Raw genomic sequence first — 15,581 nt, 5'->3', positions numbered from 1 at the left:
TTGGAATTTATTTTTTGCTAAAGAGTTCTCTAGCCTTAAAGACCCCTTGCTTTTTTGCATTAAATAGCTCTTGTAACGATCTGCCTTTTTTCCCTTTCCAAATCCCTTTCTTCTTTTTTACAACATCGTATTGATATTTTTGGAGATAGAAATAACCATCCCCTTTTGAAATATATAATAACGCTGTTTTATGTTTTTCAAAATAAGGTCTTCCATAATGGTTAAACACTTTAAACTGTATAGTGTCGACCTTTAGGTCGTTAAAAACAGGTTTGAGAACTTGATAGGTAGCATTAAACCCTCTATCCATGGCAACACTGGTGTTCTTAATAGTATCATTTGTAATGGAATCTATGCTGTAGACGATTTTATTTTTCACTTCGAATTCATCTACTGAAATCTTTTTACCTATAAAAGCATATAGGTTTATACTCTTGTCTACCTCTAGAGGAGCATCTGACTGGTGCTGTTTCGCAGTTTTACAGGATAAAATAACCACTACTAACAACAAAGGAACATATTTTTTCATAGTACTTAATTTAGCTTAGTTCTCCACGATGTGGTTTTAAAGCATCTCTATAGGTTTTCATATCAGCCTCATCTACTGTGATAAAGGCGGTACATAGCATTGGATTCAATTCTTGAATATCAACCTCATGATATATCAAGTCCTCAATAGCGGCAAATTCTTTTAAGTGAATGGTATGATGTTTGGCTGTTTCCTTGGCATCCGGGCCTCTAAAATCCCAAAGCAGTTTTATTTTTCGTTGCATACTACAAAAATACCCATTTCATTTTAATGAAACGGGTACGCAATTATAAGAAATAAGAGTGAAAAACTATTTCTTTTTCAACTGAAGTCCAATCATTCCAGCTCGTGCAATCAAGAAAACAACCATGCCGAAAGTAGGGCTCAATAAGCCAATTTTCAGACCAATTGCAAGTACTCCATTAGAGACGTCGTTTGCAATTGAGATTGCATCTAAGGCACCTATTAGTCCTATTAGATGTCCTAAGAACCCCCAAACTAATGCAAATAAACTTATAGAGCCAACAAGTTTACGGGAACGATCATCGGGATCTCCTTTTACAAAAGCTTTAATGATTAATACAACACATACTATTAATAAGATTAATAAAGGATACATAAACAAAGGACCGCCATCAGACAGTAAATTTGAAAATAAAGGTTTCATAAATTATCTTTTTTAGATTAACATACTCCAAATCTATTTTTTAGCATGCACGAAATTTTTTAAATTCGATAGAATGTAAATAATAGCGTCTATTCTACTGGATTTACCGTGCTTTCCGAAAAAAGAAGAAAACGTGTTGCAACCCTTGTTTTTTTTGAATTTCGTCTCAAAATCTCTTAAGATTTCTTAAAAAATTGGATATTGCAAACATATGAAGAAATCAATACAAGTAGTACATCCCATACTTATTGGAATGCTCCATGGACTATTTTGGATAGTGGTATATTTCTTTTACACGTATTTTTTGGGATATGGCAGTGTTGACACGACATATGTAAATCGGTTTTCTTACTTTTTGATGCCTATTACAATGGTCGTAAGTTACTTTTTTATCTACCATTTAATACCTAAATATCTATTGCGAAAAAAGCGTTTTCTGTTTGTGTTATACAGTATATACACAATGATTATAGCTACGTTTTTAATTGTACTTTCTATTCTCTATGGGCTTGTCTTATTGTTTGAAATAAGGCCAGAGAATAGTACTCCTCTAACCAAAACATTACCTTTTATAGTTCTTGGTGTGTATTTTATTATAAGTATGGCTGTAGCCATTAGTCTAGTGCTACATAATTATAGATTTGCCGTAGATAATGAGGATTTAGAAAATAAATTTCTACATACTCAATTGCAGTTAAAAGAGCAGGAGTTGAAGTTTTTAAAAATGCAGATTCATCCTCATTTCCTATTCAATTCGCTAAACACAATTTATGGATTTGCCTTAAAAAAGAGTGAAGAGGCTCCAGAAATGATTCTAAAGCTATCTAACTTACTGGACTATATTTTATATCAAATAGACAAACCGTATGTACTGCTGGAAGATGAGTTGTTGCATTTGGAAGATTATATTTCTTTAGAAAAGATGCGATTCCGAGATACGCTAGAGGTTCATTTTGATCATACATTACTGCAATCAAACTATAGGATTGCCCCCATGTTACTGATCCCTTTTGTAGAAAACGCGTTCAAACATGGTGCAATGATTGATGGTGTATTAAAAGTGGAGATCAACGGATATGAGCGAGACGGTCGGTTAACATTTGAAGTTGTAAATTCATCAAAAAGAAATGAGACCATTAAAGGAATAGGCTTAGATAATATTCGTAGACGATTAGAGATGTTATATAAAAACGCTTATGACTTAGAAATAGAAGAAGAAGAATCTTATTTTAAAACGAGTTTGTCCATTATATTAAATGCGCTAAAAGAAAAATGACCAAAGAAAAGATACATTGCATAATAGTCGATGATGAACCCATAGCTAGAGATATTATAGCAACTCATGTGGAGAAAATTCCTTCATTAAATCTGATTGCTTCTTGTAAGAATGTAATTGACGCGACAGAGGTGTTGAGGAGTCAAAAAGTTGATTTAGTTTTTCTGGATATCAATATGCCAGAGATATCTGGATTATCTTTAGCCAAAACAATTCAAAATAAAACAAAAGTTATATTTACAACTGCCTACAGAGAGTATGCGATAGATGGATTCGATTTACATGCGGTAGATTATTTGTTGAAACCAATTTCTTTTGATCGATTTTTGACAGCAATTCATAAATTTTTCGATGTTTCGAAAGGAAATCAAGCGCAGGAGAAAGCGCAGAAATCATCAAGAAATGAGCATTTCTTTGTGAGGTCGGAGCGAAAAATGATAAAAATTAATTTTGATGACATCTTTTATGTAGAAAGTTTAAGCGATTATGTGAAGCTTCATCTTGATGCTAAAACAATAATTACCAGAGAAACGATCAGTAATATTGAAGCGAAACTTCCTGTAAGTAAATTTTTAAGAACACATCGGTCATTTATTGTTTCGTTCGATAGGATATCATCGTATACGAATGAGTACGTAGAGGTTGCTGATAAAGCAATTTCCATAAGTAGATCCTATAAGGAGCAAGTCCTTAAAAAGTTGGAAAACAATTAGTCGAAAACAACTATCTTTACCCTAAATTTTTCGACATTGAATACAGATCAATTCATTCCTGAATCATTACAAAATACTATTTCAGAATTAAAAGTAACCTGGCAGACTCCAAGTAATATTGCTTTAGTAAAGTACTGGGGAAAAAGCGATCCGCAAATACCTAAAAATGCTTCTATAAGTTTTACGTTGGAACATTGTCATACAGTTACAAGTATTGATTTTATCAAAGCAAAAAGAAGAGAGTTACCTAAATTCGATATGTATTTTGAGGGTAAAAAGAACGATGATTTTAAACCCAAGATTGCAACTTTTTTTAAGAGAATATCTCAATATTGCCCGTATGTTTTTGAGTATGATATGATTATTCGATCAAAAAACTCATTTCCGCACAGTAGCGGAATAGCATCTTCAGCCAGTGGATTAAGTGCTATTGCGATGTGTTTGATGAGTTTAGAAAAAGCGTTGAGTTTGGACAATTTGAACGATCAATTCTTCAAGCAAAAAGCTTCTTTTTTAGCAAGATTGGGATCTGGAAGTGCTAGTAGAAGTATTGAAGGACCGCTTGTGGTTTGGGGTAGTCATGATGAAATAAAAGAGAGTTCAGATCTTTTTGGAGTTCCGTTTAACGAGGAGGTAGCCCCAATTTTTAAGAACTACCAAGACACTATTCTATTGGTAGATAAAGGAGAAAAGCAGGTCAGTAGTACAGTAGGGCATAATTTAATGCATGATCACCCATATGCTGAGCAACGATTTTCTCAGGCCAATGAAAATATTAAGAAGCTAAAGCAAATTCTAATTAATGGAGATATAACATCTTTCATTGGTTTAGTAGAAAGTGAGGCATTAACATTACATGCCATGATGTTAACCAGCGACCCTTATTTTATATTAATGAAGCCAAATACATTACAGATTATTAATGAAATATGGAGGTATCGAAAGGAACAAAATAGCTATATCTGTTTTACACTAGATGCCGGAGCAAACGTACACGTATTATATCCAGAAAAAGAAAAAGAAAAAGTGTTGCAATTTATTGAAAATCAGCTATCTAAATACTGTCAAAAAAATCAGTATATTTGTGATAATACTGGCTTTGGAGCCAGAAAAATAGATGATATTGAATAGCAAACACTTCAAAATAGCACTCGTTTTTTTACTGTTTAGTTTGTCTTGGTCAAATGTTTTTTCTCAAAAAACTATTTGGTTTGATGCTGGGTTTAACGAAACCAGTAAAGAAAAAGCAACCTATTATAGACCAGTCCCTAAGCAAAAAAGAAGTAATTTCTTGATTATCGACTATTATAAGAACGGTAAAAAATTTAGAGAAGGTAAAGCAAAAACGCCTGAGTTAAACAATGAACTGTTTCAAGGATATGTAACGTATTATTTTTCGGATGAGACCATTTTTAAGAAGGTCAATTATAAAAGAGGGATAATGGATGGTGCATACATGGAGTATTATAGGACTGGAGAATTGAAAGAAAGTGGAAGGTATGAAGATGGAAAGAGAGATGGCGGTTGGAAGTTTTATAATAAAAGCGGAAAAATAAAAACAAAAGGAACCTATAAAGATGGAGAGAAGGTAGGTGTCTGGAAGACATTTTATAAAAACATCTACTAATTAATTCATTTATATGGGATTATGTAGTATTTTTGTATAGCTAAAGAAATAGAAATTTATGAGAGGCCCATTATTTTATGCCAAGATTTTATTATTCGGTGAATACGGAATCATTAAAGATTCTAAAGGTTTGGCGATTCCTTATAATTCGTATAGAGGAGCGTTAAAAGCTGCAAAAAATTTGTCAGGTGAAGCTGAGAAATCGAATAATTGCTTAGTAAAGTTCTACAACTACTTAGTTGGGTTAGATACGGATCTTGTTTCATTTAATCTATCAGAATTTAAGGAAGACCTGGAAAATGGATTGTATTTCGATTCTTCTATTCCACAAGGATATGGAGTAGGTAGCTCAGGTGCATTGGTAGCTTCGATTTATGACAAGTATGCTAATGATAAGATTACAGTTTTAGAGAACCTTACTAGAGATAAATTGCTAAAATTAAAAGGTATCTTTTCTTTAATGGAGTCTTTTTTTCACGGAAAAAGCTCAGGGCTGGATCCATTGAATAGTTACTTAAGCTTGCCGATTCTTATTAATTCTAAGACAAATATTGAGCCCGCAGGTATTCCTTCTCAAAAAGAAGGTAAAGGTGCCGTTTTCTTATTGGATTCGGAACAAGTAGGTGAGACTGAACCAATGGTAAGTATCTTCATGAATAAAATGAAGAACGAAGGTTTCAGAAAAATGTTGAATGAGGAGTTTGCCTTTCATACAGATGCTTGTATAGAAGATTTTTTAAGAGGTAATGTAAAATCCTTGTTCGGCAATGTAAAGAAATTATCTAAGGTTGTTTTAGCAAATTTTAAACCGATGATCCCTACATCCTTTCATAAAGTTTGGGAACAGGGAATACAAACCAATGATTATTACTTAAAGTTATGCGGCTCAGGCGGCGGCGGGTATATTCTAGGTTTTACAGAGGATTTTGAGAAAGCAAAGAAAAAATTAAAAGACTATAGGTTAGAACTGGTATATAGGTTCTAAAGATAGTATTCAGAGTTATGGGAGGTTCTAACAAAGTTTCTTTGTTTTATAAGCTTTTTAGCTTGCTCTCTGTGGTAAGAGGATACAATATAGCAATATTAGTAGCAGCCCAATATCTGGCTGCTATTTTCATTTTCTCACCAAAGAAATCAGCACGTAGTGTTATCTTAGACTTACATCTTTTTTATATTGTTTTTGCAAGTGTATGCGTTATTGCAGCCGGGTATATAATTAATAATTTTTATGATGTTAAAGTAGATAGGATCAATCGTCCGATAAAGGCAAAAATTGATAGTTTTATAAAGCAAGAGACAAAATTATCGCTGTACTTTTTCTTGAACTTCATTGGATTTTTAACAGCATATTTAGTCTCGTATAGAGCTGCTATCTTTTTTGCAACCTATATTTTTGGAATTTGGTTGTATTCACATAAGCTTAAGAGATATCCTCTTACTGGATCCATCTCTGCAACAGTACTCACCATATTGCCTTTTTTTGCTGTATTTGTATACTTTAGGAATTTTTCTAAGATCATTTTTGTACATGCTATTTTTCTCTTTTTAGTGATTATGGTGCGTGAGTTTATAAAGGATCTTGAAAGTATAAAAGGAGCAGTGGCTAATAATTATGACACTTTTCCTGTTGCTTATGGAGAAAAAAGAACAAAGCAATTATCTGTGCTGCTTATAGGATTGACCCTTTTTCCAGCTGCAATTTTATTTACGTATCCGGCTATTAGTTATATGAAATTCTACTTCTATTTTGCGGCGTTAGTGCTTATTTACGTGAGTGTGTATCTGTGGAAGGCTACTACAAAAAGTCAGTATATGAGGCTTCATAATATTTTAAAGCTGTTGTTGCTTATTGGTATTTTAAGCTTAATCTTTATTGATACCAGTCTAGTTTTAGAAAAAGTGATTGATAAACTAAACTAAAAAATTATTTAGCAGTACATTTGCCAAAATTTTAAAAATGAACTCAAATAAAAACTCGTCGAGAGGACGACAAGCAAGCAAAGGCAGCACTCCTCAAAGAAAAAAAGGTTACCAGAAAGATTTTAAGAAATCAAAACCTACTCCAAAGCCTGCCGATGTGGGCGGAATTCGATTGAACAAATACATTTCAAATTCAGGAATCTGCTCACGTAGAGAAGCGGATACCTATATTGAACATGGAAGTGTAACGGTCAATGGTAATCTGGTTACGGAAATGGGATATAAAGTACAACCAAATGACGTTGTAAGATTCGATGGAAGTGCGATCTCTCCAGAGCAAAAAAGATATGTATTGTTGAACAAGCCTAAGAATTACATTACCACTATGGATGATGATAGAGGTAGGAAAACAGTCATGGACTTGGTTGATAATGCGACAAATGAACGTATTTATCCTGTCGGTAGACTGGATAGAATGACTACAGGATTGCTTTTGTTTACAAATGATGGCGAATTGGCAAAAAAGCTTACCCATCCTAAACATAATGTGCGAAAGTTGTATCATGCATCTTTAGATAGAAAGTTAGATCTTAAAGCACTGCACAAACTACAAGGAGATGTAGTCATAGAAGGAAGAAAAGTATTTATTGATGCTGTTTCCTATATAGAAGGAGAGCAAAAAACGGAGATTGGGATAGAAATACATTCAGGAAGAAATAGAATTGTGAGGAAAATTTTCGAGCATGTTGGGTATAAGGTGGTGAAACTAGACCGTGTGATTTTTGCAGGATTGACAAAAAAGAATATACCAAGAGGTCGCTGGCGAGAGCTTACCAATCAAGAAGTGATAAACTTACAGATGATATAAAGAAATCAAGATAAAAATAAAAAGCCCGATCAAATTTGATCGGGCTTTTTTGGTGGTGCCTCCAGGAATCGAACCAGGGACACAAGGATTTTCAGTCCTTTGCTCTACCAACTGAGCTAAGGCACCATCGCGTTAGCGGACGCAAATATAAAGCGAGTTTTTTATATCTACCAAATAAATTTACAAAAATCTATTGTATTTTTACACTTCTTTAAAAGTTACCAAATGAATCTTATTATTGATGTTGGAAATACCCGAGTGAAAGCTGCTGTCTTTAAGGGTGATACGTTGCAAAAGAGTTTTTCTTTTGAGCATTCTGAAATAAAAGATCGAATAGAAAAAATTAAAGAAACTTTTCAAATTAAGCATACGATCGTATCCAAGGTAACTTCCGTTATAGATACAGACTTGCAAGAGATGTTTAAAAATGAGCATTTTATGGAAGTGTCTAATACATCTCCTGTTCCATTTAAAAATGCGTACAAAACACCTAAGACTTTGGGTGTAGATAGAATAGCATTGGCGGCGGCGGCAATTCATGCCTTTCCAAATAAGAATAGTTTAATTATTGATGCCGGAACCTGTATTACTTTTGATTTTGTAAGCCAAGAAAAAGAGTATTTAGGTGGAGGCATTTCTCCTGGAATTAATATGAGATATAAGTCGTTGCACGCATATACAAATGGCTTACCAAGCTTGAACCCAGAATGCCCAAGAGAACTTATCGGAAGGAATACGGAAGCCTCAATTCATTCTGGTATAATTAATGGTGTACTCAATGAAATTGAAGGTGTTATTTCTAAGTATAGAATGAAATATCCAGATTTAACAGTAGTTTTAACAGGAGGAGACACAAATTTCTTGGCTAAACAATTAAAAAGTAGCATATTTGCCAATCAAAATTTTCTCCTAGAGGGATTAAATTCAATATTGATTTTTAACAGTAGCAAATGATTAAAAAAGGACTGATTGTTATAACACTGCTTGTGTCAGTGTCTGTTTTTTCACAAAGAACAGTTTCGTCACCATATTCTTTTTTTGGAGTAGGAGAAGAGTTTAAACCAAGAACCATAGAACAAGCTAGTATGGGTGGTTTAGGAGCCGCATATAATAGTTTATATCAAATAAATTTAACAAACCCAGCAGCAGCAGCGTATTTAAGATATTCAACATACACATTTGGATTATTAAATAATGATTTGACCATCGATGATGGAACAAAAAAGCAGTCGACTACGACTACTAACTTGAACTATTTCACTATTGGGTTTCCTTTAGGAACTAAGGCTGGTGCCCATTTTGGATTACAGCCAGTTTCCGCAGTTGGATATTCTTTAGTGAATAATGTTTTTGATGCAGATGAAACGCTAATTGAAAGAACGTTATTTAAAGGAAATGGGGGGTTGAATAGAATTTACGGAAGTTTTGGTATTTTTGCTGCTAAGAATTTATCTTTAGGGGTCGAATTAGACTTTGTTTTTGGTAATGTGGAAAATTCCATTAGAACACAAAGATCAGGAGTACAATTGGCTACGAAAAACCTCGAAACGGCAAATGTAAGAGGAGGCGCTATAAAGTTAGGAGTTCAATATAAGAAAGAACTTAAAGATAAATTGATGTTAGATGTAGGGGCTAGTTTAAAATTAAGTAATACATTTAACGCTAATGGGCGCGAGTATTTATATTCTTTAGCGGTAGGGATAAATGATTCCGAAGCACCAAGAGATACAGTTTATAATGTGGCTTCACGTGGAAAATTGAAAAACCCTTTAGAAGCTATTATAGGAGTAGGACTAGGAAAGGAAAGCAAATGGTACTTAGGAGCTGAATATGAACAGCAGGATGCTATCGTAGCAGAAGGGTATTTTGATACAGTAAGTGACGCCTATAAATTTGGGAATTCGAATAGAATATCTATTGGTGGATTTTACATCCCAAATGTAAATGCAATTAATGGCTATTGGAAAAGAATAAAGTATAGCGCCGGTGTACGATTTGAGGACACAGGATTGTTAGTAAATGGGTCTTCTACCTCTAACACATTTACAAGCATTAAAGACTTTGGCATGTCTTTTGGTTTAAGTTTACCATTAGGAAAAGGGTTGTCTAATATAAACCTTGGATTTGAATATGGTAAAAGGGGGACAACCAGTAATGGTTTAATACAGGAAAACTACTTTAATGTTCGAGTGGGACTGTCTTTAAATGACATATGGTTTATTAAAAGAAGAATTGATTAAATACATAAATAAAAACAAGATGAGAAAAGTTACTTATGTTTTGGCTAGCCTATTTTTGTTGCTATCCGTGGTTGATACAAATGCACAGGAGAATAAGGAATGTGTAATTAAATATAATCTTTTTAGTGGAGATTATAAATCTAAAAAGTACGATGATGCGTTTCCAAATTTAATGTATATGATGGATAACTGTGCTAAGTTATCTGTTAACGTGTATAAACAAGGAGATGTTATTGCTAAAGATAGATATAAGAAAGCTTCAAACAAAGATGAAGCGTTGAAGCTTATTAATAGAATCTACAACCAAAGATTACAAAATTTTCCTGATAGAGATCCAGCAAAAGTGCATAGTGATTATGCAACTTTTATGATTAAGAACAAATTAGGTACGGATCAGGAAATCTTTTCAATTTTGGAAAAAGCATACTCTATAGATCCAACGAGATTAGGAGTTAGAAATATGTATAGATATTTCAAGGGAGTGACGGATAGAAATAAGGATTCAAATCCGCAAAAAGTATTTGACACGTATGATGATGTATTAGAGTCTGTATCGGAGAAATTAGCAGATTATGCTAAAAAAATCAAGAAGTACAGAAGTATGGAAGAAGCTGGAGAAGAGCTAGGTAAAAAAGATGCAAGAAGATTAAGAGCTTATACTAAAAATTCTGAAGCTTTGGGTCAGGTTGAAGCTGGGTTAGACAATATTATTGTAACACTTTCTACTTGTGATAGATTAGTTCCTTTATATACTAGAGATTTTGAGGCGAACAAATCTAACGCTAAATGGTTAAAGAGAGCAGTGTCTAGAATGTTTAATAAAGAGTGTACAGACGATCCATTATTCGAAAAATTAGCGAAGGCGTATGCCGATGCTTCTCCTTCTGCAGATGCATATTCTTTTGTGGCTGCTGTTTTAGAAAAAAATGGAGACGCTAAAGGCGCTGCTGAAATGAGATTGAAAGCATTCAACCTTGAAACAGATCCATTAAAAAAGGCAAACTTTAAGTTAAAGTTTGCACAAGCAGCTAAGAAGAGAGGACAAAAATCTAGAGCAAGACAATTGGCAAGAGAAGCACTGAGCTTTAATCCTAATTTAGGAAAAGCATACCTATTCATTGCAAGTTTATATGCGAGCTCTGTAAATGATTGTGGAGGTAATATTTTTGAAAAGAGAATGGTGTATGTAGCAGCGTTAAATAAAGCAAGAAGAGCTTCTGCGGTAGACCCTAGTATTGCATCTGTTGCGAGACAGTTTGTAAAGAACTACAAAGGAAATATCCCAACCAAGAATGAGGTATTTACAGCTGGGGTAACAGTTGGAAGTAATCATTCGATCAAATGTTGGATCGGTGAGACTGTAAAAGTTCCTCAAGGAAGGTAATGAAAATCAATTCTTATATATTAACAAAAAACATTGTTATTGCTTTGGCAGTAGCAATGTTTTTTTCTTGTAAGAATAGCACCAAACAAGTACGTGATTTTTTAGCGGAGAAGAATATGCCAATTGCAGTGGCAAAGGATGCTTTTCATGTGTATAAAGACTCGGGTCAAATTACCTCAAAGCTTATTACACCACTAATGAGAGATTTTAGAAATCGTGAAGATCATCCGTATAACGAATTTCCTAAAGGAATTAAGATTATTAATTTTGAAAATAAAGGAAAAGACTCAATAACAATTACAGGTGATTATGCTTTATCATATACAAAAACAGCTATTTCTGAGATACGAGGGAATGTAGTGGTAATTAATCATACCGAAGCATCTAAATTGGAAACAGATCAGCTTTTTTGGGATCAAAAGACAAAGTATTTCTTTTCTGAAAAAAGATTTACATTAATCAGAATGAAAGAACGAGATACCACAAGGGGTTTTGGGTTTGAATCGAGAGAAAACCTGAGTAAATGGGTTTCAAAAAATGTAACTGGAGAATTCAATATTAAAGAAAACGAATTATGAATAAATTGTGGAAGATATTCCAATATGGTTACCTGATCGTAGGAGCCATTTTCTTAGTAGAAGGAGTATTAGCATTTAATAAAAATAGAGAAAGAGCATTACTTATGTTTGGTTTTGCTATTTTTATAATATTAATATTCTTCTTTAAAAGACATTTTAGAAAAAAAATAGAGAAGAGAAACGCTCAAAAATAAATGGATATTGAGATAGTTGTCATACTAATTTCTATCATTTTATCGGCTTTTTTTTCAGGAATGGAGATCGCTTTCGTTTCTGCTAACAAACTACATATTGAGTTAGAGAAGAAGCAATCAGGTTTGATACCTTATATACTTACACAGCTCACTCGAAAATCATCTAAGTTTATTACCACTATGTTGGTAGGTAATAATATTGCACTGGTGATCTACAGTTACTTCATGGGAGGATTATTAGTTTCTTGGTTTCAAACTATGCTTCCGTCACAGTTTTCATTTATAAATTATCTTTTATCGGAGCTGTCATTGTTGACACAAACCGTCATATCTACTTTAGTCATTTTAGTCACAGCAGAATTTTTGCCAAAGGCTATCTTTAGAATCTATGCAAATACTGTTTTAAAGATCTTTGCCTTACCTGCTTTTTTCTTTTACATCATTTTTTATGTCTTTTCATCATTCATAACTGGTATTTCGGATTTTTTCCTGAGAGTTTTCTTTAAAACAAATAAAGACGAAGAGCAGACAGAGTTTAGCAAACAGGAACTTGGGAATTATATTACCGAGCAATTAGAAACCGGTCAAGAAAATGAGGAGATAGATTCTGAAATTCAAATATTTCAAAATGCTTTAGAATTTCAAAATGTAAAAGCTAGAGAGATCATGGTTCCGAGAACGGAGATCATTGCTATCGAAATACACGATGCCGTTTCTAACCTAAAAAAACTATTTATTGAGACTGGATTATCTAAGATCCTGGTATATAAGAACTCATTGGATGATATTTTAGGCTATGTAAATGCTTTTGAACTTTTTAAAAAGCCCAAGACAATAAAATCGATCCTGCTACCGGTAGAAATTGTGCCGGAGTCCGTGCTCATCAACGATATTCTGAATGGACTCATGAAAAAACGACGAAGTATTGCTGTTGTTGTGGATGAATATGGTGGAACTTCCGGTATTATTACGGTAGAAGATGTTGTGGAGGAACTGTTTGGGGAAATAGAAGACGAACATGATGTACAAGAGATGCTTGATGATCGGATTGGTGAACATGATTACAATTTTTCTGCAAGATTAGAGATTGATTATTTGAATGAAGAATACGATCTTAATATTCCTAAAGAAGAAGGCTATGAAACATTGGGTGGTTTTATCATCGATCACACCGAAAATATACCGAATCAGGACGAAGTTCTTGAAATCTTTAATTTTAAAATTAAAATTCTAAAGGTAAGCTCTTCTAAAATTGAAGAGGTGAATTTTAAGGTTTTAGATAGCGAAGAATAAATTGCTCTAAAATCTCTTCTTTTTCTTTAATTCTCTAGTGTTCAGGTTGTATTATTAAAACCCAAATTGTATATTCGCAGACTGAAATTAAAATAAATGAAGTATGGCAATTTTATCTAAGATTAGAGAACGTTCAATGGCATTGATCATTGTTATTGGTTTAGCGCTTTTTGCTTTTGTATTAGATCCTTCCACGTTAGAAGATTTCTTTAGCTCATCTAAGGTAAATGAAGTTGGGCAAGTAGACGGAGAAACTATTTCTAGACAAGAATATGCGCAGGCATTGGAAGATTATAGATCTAGAACTGGAAACAGATCATCAGAAATGCAAGCGGCTACAGCAACTTGGGATAATTTAGTAAGACAGAAAATCTACCAAACGCAGTTAGCTGAGGCAGGTATTACTATTGGAGAAGAAGATGTATGGCAAGAAATATTAAAAGCATATCAACAAAACCCGCAGTTTACAAATGAAGCTGGGTTTTTTGATGAAGAGAAATTTAAATTGTTCTTATCAGAAATGAGAGATAATCCAACAGATGGTAGATGGGCAAGATGGAAACAATACGAGAACAACGTAAAATCTAACTTAGAGACAAATACATATAACAAATTAATCAGTTCTGGTTTAGGTGCTTCTTTAAAAGAAGCGGAAAACAAGTACATGATTGACAACACTAAATTAACAGGTAGTGTAGTGTATTTACCGTACACATCTATTCAAGATAGTACAATTAATGTTACTAAGTCGGATATAGAAGCATACATTAAAGCACATGGAGATGAGTATAAAGTAGATGCTTCAAGAAATCTATCTTATGTAAAGTTTGATATTGTTCCAAGTGCCGCAGACGAACAAGCGATTAAGAATACTGTCGGAGAGTTTTTAGAAGACAGACAAGAATTAAACAAGGTAACAAATAGCGTAGAAACAATTCAAGGATTGAAAAATGCTACTGATATAACTCTTTTCTTTGACGAGAGTGATTCAGATGTTCCGTTAGATACATTGTATAAGTTTAAAAAAGATATTCCAGCCGTAGTTGCAGGTCAAGTAATAGCAGGAAAAAAAGGAGATACTTTCGGCCCATATAAGGATGGTGAGTATTATAAGATCTCAAAGATTTCTGAAGTGACTAAAATGCCAGATTCTGTAAAAGCTAGCCATATTTTGATTCCATTTTTGGGATCGAGATCAGCAGGCCCGGATACAAAGAAAACGGAAGCACAGGTTCAAGTAACTGCAGACAGTATTGTGAAGGTTGTAAAGAGAAATAAATCAAAATTTGCTGCATTGGCTAAAGAGTTTTCTGCGGATCAAACAAATGCTGATATAGGAGGAGATTTAGGGAAATTCGATTATAAGCGTATGGTGCCTGAATTTAGAGACTTTTGTTTTTCTGGTAAAAAAGGAGATATAGGTACTGTAAAGACAGCGTTTGGGATTCATATAGTCATGATCGAAGATCAAAACAAACCTTTAGATGCATTTAAACTGATAACGTTTGGTAGAAAGATTGAACCATCAAAAGAAACAGAAAACAAGGCATTCCAGAACTCTGAAGAGTTTGCACTGGCATTATCTGATGGAACTAAGATCAATGATGCTGCCAAGGAAAAAGGAGCTCAGGTTAGACCGGCAATTGGTTTAAAAGTATTGGGCGAAGATATCCCTGGATTAGGAAAACAAAGAACTATCGTTGCTTGGGCTTTTAATAAAGATACTGAAGTTGGAAGCTTTAAAAGATTTGATATAGATAAAGGACATGTAGTGGCTATTGTTACTGCTTCAAATGAAGAAGGGTTAGCAACAGCAGCGAGTGTTACGAATACGGTAAGACCTATTATTGTAAAAGAGCGTAAAGCGACATTGTTAGAGGCTAAAATGAGCGGAACATCATTAGCTGATATCGCAAAAGCAAATAATACTACTGTAAGAAGGGTAGCTGCGGCAACGTTAAAAGCACCATCAATTCCTGGAGTTGGTACAGAGCCAGCTGTGTTAGGAGCAATGTATAATGCAGCGCCTAATAAGTTATATACGAAGATTGTTGGGAAGAATGGAGTTTTTGCTGTGGTATTAAATAGCAAAGAATTACCAACGGCTTTACCTAATTATAGTATAAGCAGAAATCAACTAGCAAAAACTAGACAAAATCAATCTTTTAAGATGTATGAAGCAATCAAGAAATCGACTAAGATTGAAGATTACAGACCTGCATACTACGGGGTAAACGATTAATTAGAAGGTTCGTTAAAGCACATAAAAAAGCCGCTACAATTTGTAGCGGC

The 15,581-nt window shown here is 33.8% G+C and carries 17 protein-coding genes and 1 tRNA gene; 14 read left to right on the top strand and 4 right to left on the bottom strand.

Features of this window, described 5'->3' with window-relative positions:
* Nucleotides 1-7: 7 nt before the first annotated feature.
* The 3 genes from RQM59_RS07870 to RQM59_RS07860 all read right to left on the bottom strand — a co-directional run bounded on the left by RQM59_RS07870 (nucleotide 8) and on the right by RQM59_RS07860 (nucleotide 1,196).
* A complete protein-coding gene (locus RQM59_RS07870; RefSeq protein ID WP_349241552.1) occupies nucleotides 8-529 on the bottom strand; it encodes a hypothetical protein in 522 nt (173 codons plus the stop codon).
* A gap of 10 nt (nucleotides 530-539) precedes the next feature.
* The gene (locus tag RQM59_RS07865) at nucleotides 540-773 is read right to left on the bottom strand and encodes a hypothetical protein (protein WP_349241551.1); all 234 of its coding nucleotides are present in this window, start codon (nucleotides 771-773) and stop codon (nucleotides 540-542) included.
* Between the two features lie 66 nt (nucleotides 774-839).
* Nucleotides 840-1,196, bottom strand: a complete 357-nt coding sequence (locus RQM59_RS07860) for a hypothetical protein (protein ID WP_349241550.1) — start codon at nucleotides 1,194-1,196, stop codon at nucleotides 840-842.
* 211 nt (nucleotides 1,197-1,407) lie between these two features.
* On the opposite strand from RQM59_RS07860, the gene RQM59_RS07855 reads away from it, so the two are divergent.
* Genes RQM59_RS07855 through RQM59_RS07825 form a run of 7 tightly spaced genes read left to right on the top strand, consistent with a single transcriptional unit; the run spans nucleotide 1,408 to nucleotide 7,600 of the window.
* Complete coding sequence (locus tag RQM59_RS07855; RefSeq protein WP_349241549.1) at nucleotides 1,408-2,472, top strand: sensor histidine kinase; 1,065 nt, start codon at nucleotides 1,408-1,410, stop codon at nucleotides 2,470-2,472.
* Nucleotides 2,469-3,185, top strand: coding sequence for a LytR/AlgR family response regulator transcription factor (locus RQM59_RS07850; protein WP_349241548.1), 717 nt, complete (start codon nucleotides 2,469-2,471; stop codon nucleotides 3,183-3,185). The genes RQM59_RS07855 and RQM59_RS07850 overlap by 4 nt, the downstream gene beginning before the upstream one ends.
* Nucleotides 3,186-3,221: 36 nt before the next feature.
* On the top strand, nucleotides 3,222-4,316 hold the full coding sequence (locus RQM59_RS07845; protein WP_349241547.1) for a diphosphomevalonate decarboxylase: 1,095 nt from the start codon (nucleotides 3,222-3,224) through the stop codon (nucleotides 4,314-4,316).
* Nucleotides 4,309-4,812, top strand: a complete 504-nt coding sequence (locus RQM59_RS07840; protein WP_349241546.1) for a toxin-antitoxin system YwqK family antitoxin — start codon at nucleotides 4,309-4,311, stop codon at nucleotides 4,810-4,812. The genes RQM59_RS07845 and RQM59_RS07840 overlap by 8 nt, the downstream gene beginning before the upstream one ends.
* Nucleotides 4,813-4,870: 58 nt before the next feature.
* Nucleotides 4,871-5,797, top strand: a complete 927-nt coding sequence (locus RQM59_RS07835) for a mevalonate kinase family protein (RefSeq protein ID WP_349241545.1) — start codon at nucleotides 4,871-4,873, stop codon at nucleotides 5,795-5,797.
* Nucleotides 5,798-5,838: 41 nt separating this feature from the next.
* The gene (locus RQM59_RS07830) at nucleotides 5,839-6,732 is read left to right on the top strand and encodes a geranylgeranylglycerol-phosphate geranylgeranyltransferase (RefSeq protein WP_349241544.1); all 894 of its coding nucleotides are present in this window, start codon (nucleotides 5,839-5,841) and stop codon (nucleotides 6,730-6,732) included.
* A 37-nt stretch (nucleotides 6,733-6,769) separates the two neighbouring features.
* Nucleotides 6,770-7,600: a pseudouridine synthase gene (locus tag RQM59_RS07825; RefSeq protein WP_349241543.1), complete on the top strand. Its 831-nt coding sequence runs from the start codon at nucleotides 6,770-6,772 to the stop codon at nucleotides 7,598-7,600.
* Between the two features lie 50 nt (nucleotides 7,601-7,650).
* Here the strand turns inward: RQM59_RS07825 and RQM59_RS07820 are convergent.
* A tRNA-Phe gene (locus RQM59_RS07820) sits at nucleotides 7,651-7,726 on the bottom strand.
* 99 nt (nucleotides 7,727-7,825) lie between these two features.
* On the opposite strand from RQM59_RS07820, the gene RQM59_RS07815 reads away from it, so the two are divergent.
* The 7 genes from RQM59_RS07815 to RQM59_RS07785 all read left to right on the top strand — a co-directional run bounded on the left by RQM59_RS07815 (nucleotide 7,826) and on the right by RQM59_RS07785 (nucleotide 15,531).
* A complete protein-coding gene (locus RQM59_RS07815; protein ID WP_349241542.1) occupies nucleotides 7,826-8,554 on the top strand; it encodes a type III pantothenate kinase in 729 nt (242 codons plus the stop codon).
* Entirely contained in the window at nucleotides 8,551-9,840 is a 1,290-nt protein-coding gene (bamG, locus tag RQM59_RS07810) for a BamG family beta-barrel-assembly machinery protein (protein WP_349241541.1), read from the top strand. The genes RQM59_RS07815 and bamG overlap by 4 nt, the downstream gene beginning before the upstream one ends.
* Nucleotides 9,841-9,859: 19 nt before the next feature.
* Complete coding sequence (locus tag RQM59_RS07805; RefSeq protein WP_349241540.1) at nucleotides 9,860-11,224, top strand: tetratricopeptide repeat protein; 1,365 nt, start codon at nucleotides 9,860-9,862, stop codon at nucleotides 11,222-11,224.
* Entirely contained in the window at nucleotides 11,224-11,802 is a 579-nt protein-coding gene (gene lptC, locus RQM59_RS07800; RefSeq protein ID WP_349241539.1) for an LPS export ABC transporter periplasmic protein LptC, read from the top strand. Before RQM59_RS07805 ends, lptC begins: the two co-directional genes overlap by 1 nt.
* On the top strand, nucleotides 11,799-11,996 hold the full coding sequence (locus tag RQM59_RS07795; protein WP_349241538.1) for a hypothetical protein: 198 nt from the start codon (nucleotides 11,799-11,801) through the stop codon (nucleotides 11,994-11,996). Before lptC ends, RQM59_RS07795 begins: the two co-directional genes overlap by 4 nt.
* Nucleotides 11,997-13,289: a hemolysin family protein gene (locus RQM59_RS07790; RefSeq protein ID WP_349241537.1), complete on the top strand. Its 1,293-nt coding sequence runs from the start codon at nucleotides 11,997-11,999 to the stop codon at nucleotides 13,287-13,289.
* Between the two features lie 103 nt (nucleotides 13,290-13,392).
* The gene (locus RQM59_RS07785; RefSeq protein ID WP_349241536.1) at nucleotides 13,393-15,531 is read left to right on the top strand and encodes a peptidylprolyl isomerase; all 2,139 of its coding nucleotides are present in this window, start codon (nucleotides 13,393-13,395) and stop codon (nucleotides 15,529-15,531) included.
* The last annotated feature ends 50 nt before the right edge of the window (nucleotides 15,532-15,581 follow it).

This window comes from Asprobacillus argus, assembly GCF_032248395.1.
Lineage (GTDB): Bacteria > Bacteroidota > Bacteroidia > Flavobacteriales > Flavobacteriaceae > Polaribacter > Polaribacter argus.
The sequence above is the reverse complement of the archived record's forward strand: the minus strand, read 5'-3'. Positions and strand labels throughout refer to the sequence as shown.